1 protein-coding gene and 1 pseudogene are annotated in these 5,186 nt (G+C 33.0%); both read right to left on the bottom strand.

The genetic code is table 11. The annotated features are described in order from the left end of the window. Positions 1–540, bottom strand: a pseudogene (locus QZ143_RS09200) (hypothetical protein); the annotation flags it as partial. Positions 541–1,952: 1,412 nt separating this feature from the next. Next, the coding region (locus QZ143_RS09205; RefSeq protein WP_292883485.1) for an Ig-like domain-containing protein at positions 1,953–5,186 on the bottom strand (3,234 nt) is incomplete at its 5' end.

The raw sequence follows: 5,186 nt of genomic DNA on the forward strand, positions 1-5,186 counted from the left end.
AGTGATTTTGTCTCCATCACTAGATCCTAAGTATACAGCACCACCGTGGCCACTAGCAGTGTTGTTGATGAAATTACAGTTTTCCAATGTTAATTTACCATCTGAAACTATAGACCCCCCATTACCATTGGCATTACCATTGATAAATGTAATTCCTTTTAAGGTTACAGTAGCTCCGCTAGCTATATTAAATATTCTAGATTGCTTTTTAGCGTCGATTATGACCTTGCCGTCACCATTTAAAGTAATATCATTTAAAATAGTTACTTCACTATTTCCACTATTCCAAGTATAATTATTATTGGCAAAGCCTGTTCCACCATTATTTACTACAGTCTGTAAGTCGTCAAATGTCTTATCACTCGCAGCTTCCAGACTGTTTGAATTAGCGCTAGGAAGTGCATATGAAGAGACATTATTATCAACTGACAAGACGTTACTGTCAGTGCTATTTGATCCACTATCAGCAGCAACTACTGCCTGAAGTGAGAAAACAACACATATTAATAATAATATTCCAAATATCTTTTTCTTGTTCATAATACACCCCCTCCCCATTTTTTCAATATGAAATCCTTTTCATTACGATATGATATTATCATACCAAGGGAGAGTCTATTGTGCTATTTATTTTTGTTATTAACTAATATATATACTTTCTTTTTATGGATTTTTATAGAAAAATAAGAAGATAATCATATAATTATAATAGATACTAAACAAAATTATAATATATAAACTATAAATGATAATATAATATAAAAATAATAAATAATAATGAATAAAAAGTATTTAGTTAAGCCTAAATTAAAATCATTTCAATAATAACGAATGAAAATAAATATTAAATGTAATAAAAAATAATTAATGAAAATAATAATAATAAAATAAAGTTATAATAAATAATGTTCATAATTTCACTGAAAAATCAATCCAAATTGACTAAAAAAAGGATTTTTTATAACCAGTTAAAATTGTCCAAATCGACGTTTAACAACCGAAAGACAATAAAACCCGACAAGATATAATGAAAAGTAATAAATTACAGTATAGTTAAACAAAAGTAAATCAATCTTACATAATTAAAAAATTAAAATAATAAACAATAAACAGTAATATAACAATCAGCATAATACAGAATCACAGTATATCATCAAAAAATAGAAAAATTAAGCAAAAATTAATATACAAATGGAAAAAACAAGACCTATAAATCAATTCCCATATACCTTAATGAAAGTTTTTACTTTAAGCAAAAGCCAAAAATAGCAAAAAACCGGTGAAATTTCAAAATATGATTTGCACATCGACCTAAAAATCAGGACTATAAAAAAAATTTACTGCAATAAAAATATACAAAAAGTTTTGATTTTCCAATTTTTTGGTTGAAAAAAATATCCTATTTTGATTAACTAACCTATATGTAATAGATGATTTAGATAGATTTTGAAAAGGGTAAATTCAAGATCATCCAACAGATTTCAAAATCAATACAAAAAACATGACCCCAAATTATAAAATTTTACTGATTCCAAAAAAAGATAAATTATACAATACAATCTACAATATATTTCTGACATTCCAAATCCAACCGCAATTAACAGCCAAAGATTGAACTTGATTTTTCAGCCCATAACCCAATCTTTTCGAAAGAAAGTAAAAATTATCAGCTTCAAAAAAGTTTGTGAAATATCATTTTGGCACATATTTTTTATCACAAAAATAGCATATATTGATTAACTAATATATATGTAATGATTGATTTAGATGTATTTTGAAAGGCCAATTTCAAGAATTATCAACAAATTTCAAAAAATCGATGCTAAAAAAATATGACCACAAATTATGCAACAAAGATTTAAATTAAATTACAGAATTTTACAGAATTAAAAAAAGATAAAAAATATTGTAATTGACATCAAACAAGTCAATATACAATATACAATATACAATTATTTTCTAAATTTTCTGATACCACCAGATCCAACTGCAATCAACAACATTAGAATCAATGCCAATATTGGGTTACCTGTTGGGTATTTTTCAAGACCCCTTTTCTCAGCATTGTAAATGTAGTGAGAGTGTTCAGGTTCATCAGGAGTTTCATTGAAATGAACTTCAATATCTGTTATTGAATCATTGGCATCATATTTTCTATCACCTGAATAGGATGCAATAATATCATAGTCCCCTTTGGTTAATCCTGGAACAGTAAATATTGCCTTACCATTCTTAACTTCCTGGGTGTATGTTTTGCCGTTGACTGTGATTGTTACAGTACCTGTTGCATCTTCAGGGACATTTACAACTACAGTTGCATCTTCACCCTGGTAGATATCATCAGCATCAGCAGATATAGGTGCATTGACTTTTGATACCTTGAATGAAACTGTGGTTGTGCTAGGCAAGTATTTGCCATCACCCTCATAGGTTATTTTTGCAGTGTATTTTCCGCTTGCAAGTTCAGGTATGATGATTTTAGCCTTACCGTTTTCAACAGTTCCATAATAACCGACACCATCAATGTCTACAAGTACACGACCAGTTGCATCCTTAGGCACAGTTGCAGTTATTATTTCATCTTTTCCAACATTGATGTCTTTTCCAGTAGCTTTGACAGTTGAAGGGACTTTTGAAACTGTGAACTGACCGGTTGTATAATTATCCATGTAATAATCATCACCTGCGTATTTGACAGCTACAGTCTTATCTCCAAATGCAAGGCCAGTAACATTGAAAGTGGCAATACCATCTTTAACATTAGTTAGGTATTCTTTACCGTTTATCTCAATTGTTACAGTTCCTGTTGCTCCTTTAGGCAAGGTTACAGTAACAACTTCGGTTTCTCCAACCTTAATATTGTGAACATCTACACTAATTGGAGTGGAATATTTCGGAATGTCAACGCTTATTGTTGTTTTATTTGATGAATAGTCCCCATCACCTGAATATTCAACAGTAACGTCGTGTTTTCCAGGAGTTGTATCGTTAAGGTTGATTACTGCAGTACCGTTAATGACTTCAACTACATATGTGTTGTTTCCGTCACTTACAGTCACATTACCTGTTGCATCATCCGGCAAAATAACCTTAATGGTGCCGTTGCCCTGATCAATCACATCCATTTGAGTGTCCTGTTTGGATACTGCAAATATTGTTGCGTTTTCTGAAGGCAGGTATTTATTATCACCATTATATATTACCCTTACAGAGTATTCGCCTTTAGGAAGTCCACTGATTACAAGTTCTCCATTTCCACCACTGACAGCGACAATGTATTCCTTACCTTCCACATATACTGCACCTAATGCACCATTATTTAAATTGAATGTGAATTCATCAGAATTTATAATAACGGTTACATTTCCTGTAGCATCTGTTGGAACAAGTAATTGAATGTTTTCATTTTCACCAACATGTATATTTGAAACGGTTGGAATTACAAATGAAGGAAGTTTGGATACTTTAACTGTTGTTTTGTTTGAGCTGGAGAGATATTTATCATCACCGAGGTATGTTAAATTAACATTATAATTGCCTTCACCAAGGTGAGGAATCTCAACGGTTCCGATACCACCGGTTATGTTCATATAATATCCTACACCATCAATATCTATTAATACTTGGCCAGTTGCATCTGTTGGGACTTTTACGGTTACTGTAATGTTTTCACCGACATTGACATCACTTATTTCAACAATCAAGTTTGAATTTACTTTGGATACGTTGAATTGAGCTGATGTGAAGTTTCTGGCGTAGGCGCCGTCACCTTCATAAACTGCAAAGACTGATTTTTCACCAGCAGTCAGGTTTTCAACTTCAAATCTTGCCACACCATCATTAATTAAAGAAGTATGGTTTACTCCATCGATTTCAATAGTAATAGTGCCGGTTGCTCCTTTTGGAACTTCAACTGTTATTATTGACTTATCTCCAACATTAATGTTATCCACATTGATTTTGATTGGAGTAGGAACATCTGAAACAGTTATTTCAGTATGAATTGTTGCATTGGTATGGTTTCCATCACCGGAGTATATCACTTCAACATCATGAACACCAGGAGTTTCATTGTCTAAAGTTATAATTGCAGTACCGTTAACCACAGTAGCATTATATATATTGTCGCCAACTTTGACAGTTACATTACCTGTAGCGTTATCGCCAACAACCACAACTATAGTGCCGTTGCCATAATCTACAATGACCGGATCGACAGCCGCTTTACCTTCTTTTTTAGTGAAGTTTGAAATTGTGTAATTGCCGGTGTAGTTATCATCACCGGAATATTCGACAACAATAGTATGATCACCACTGCTTATATCATCAACATAAACAACAGCATTACCATTATCATCAATCCTAGTTATATATTCCTTACCACCAACATTGACAGTTACATCACCATCAGCATTATCCGGAACAGTGACTGTAACGACAACAGTACCATTTGGAAGTTCTGTGATATCCATACTCATATTTGTGTCATACTTAGGAGCAGTAACATTAGTAGTAATATTTGAACCAGTATGATTACCATCACCGGAGTAAATAACCTCAACCTCATGAGTTCCAGGAGTCACATTGTCAATAGTTACAACAGCAGTACCGTTAACCACAGTAGCATTGAACTCCTTATCGCCAACCTTAATTGTCACATTACCTGTAGCATTATCACCAACAACCACAACAACAGTACCGTTACCATAGTCAATTACACTAGGTTCTGTATCTGCTTTTGCCTTTTGCACAGTCATATTTGAAACTGCATGACCAGCAGAATAATTTCCATCTCCAAGATATTCAACAGCAATAGTATGGTCACCATCAGATACATTCTTAGCAGTTACAACAGCTTTTCCATCATCAATCTCAGCAGTGTAATCTTTACCACCAACACTGACTGTGACATTGCCAGTAGCACCTTTAGGAACTTCAACAGTGATTACAATATCTTCGCCTTCCTTAGCCTCACTAACAGTCACATTAATTGGAGTATCATACTTAGGAGCAGTAATATTAGCTTTTACAGTAGCATTAGTATGATTACCGTCACCAGAGTAAATAACCTCAACCTCATGATCTCCCGGAGTCACATTAGTAATATTAACAACAGCAGCACCATTAACCACAGTGGCATTAAACTCTTTATCTCCAACCTTAACAGTCACATTACCGGTAGCATT

This window comes from Methanobrevibacter sp. UBA188 (genome assembly GCF_905234905.1).
Taxonomy (GTDB): Archaea; Methanobacteriota; Methanobacteria; order Methanobacteriales; family Methanobacteriaceae; genus Methanocatella.